General features: G+C 45.4%; 1 protein-coding gene. It reads right to left on the minus strand.

The features are described 5' to 3' along the window. Positions 1-125 precede the first annotated feature (125 nt). A partial coding sequence (gene fliD / locus A3762_RS04405) for a flagellar filament capping protein FliD (protein WP_156493230.1) occupies positions 126-972 on the minus strand: 847 nt, incomplete at its 5' end.

Below are 972 nucleotides of genomic sequence, written 5' to 3' on the forward strand. Positions count from 1 at the left end.
ATATTAATACGCTCAAGAGCGCCGTCATAGAGCAACTCAATCAACTTATGCCGATCAACATCTACAACGCTAGTTTGCGCATTCACTGCCGCATATTGATTTAGTGCTTTCATTATAATTCTCCACTAGTCATCGCTTCCGGTGCCAGCTAAAGCTTCGAGCTGGCCCTTGATGAAATCTTGCGTACTGTTTAACTGCGCGATAAGTATATCGGCAGCGGTAAATTGTCGTACAAGATTACTTTCTAAATTTGTTAGACGTTCCTCAAGATTTGCACGCGATAACGCAATGCTATCAAGCTCAGAATTTAAACGTTCATTCTTGGCGGTTATCGTACCATCTACGGACAAAAAGTTGTTAATAAGGTCAACTAACTTTTCACCTACACCTTCGATATAGCTAACAGATCCTCGGCTACCTGTCGCACCACCTTGGATTTCTACCAAGAGCCCCGCCACATCAGTGCCTGATGCGCCCGACAGAACCTGTCCGGTACCGGTCGCAGCAACACCATTGATTGTGCCTTCGACATCTAATCCAGCCGTACCAGCAACAGCATCTATGCCAAGCGTAGTTAAGGTCGTTGCATCAACACCAAGGAATTGAACTTGGGAATTGCTACCATAGCTATCAGAGGTAAACGTAAGCTGATTAGAACCATCTAGCGCGACAACAAGGCTTACGCCAGCATTGGATAAGCTTTGATCCGCATTGATCTGAGATTGAATTTCTGCAACCAAGTCTGCTTGATTATAAGTACCTGCTGTTAAGGTAATTGTCGCTGAACTATTACCATCGATACTCAACGTAAACGTATCATTATCGCCATCGATCACCGTACTGGCGGCCAATGCACTTGCACCTGTAAACGCACCCTTCGTTGAGAGTTGCGTCACATTTATATCGTAGCTACCTGGCTTTGTATCAGACCCTGCTCTCAAAAACTCAATTTGCCCATCGGTCGTACGGCCC

It is taken from the genome of Oleiphilus sp. HI0125, from assembly GCF_001635355.1.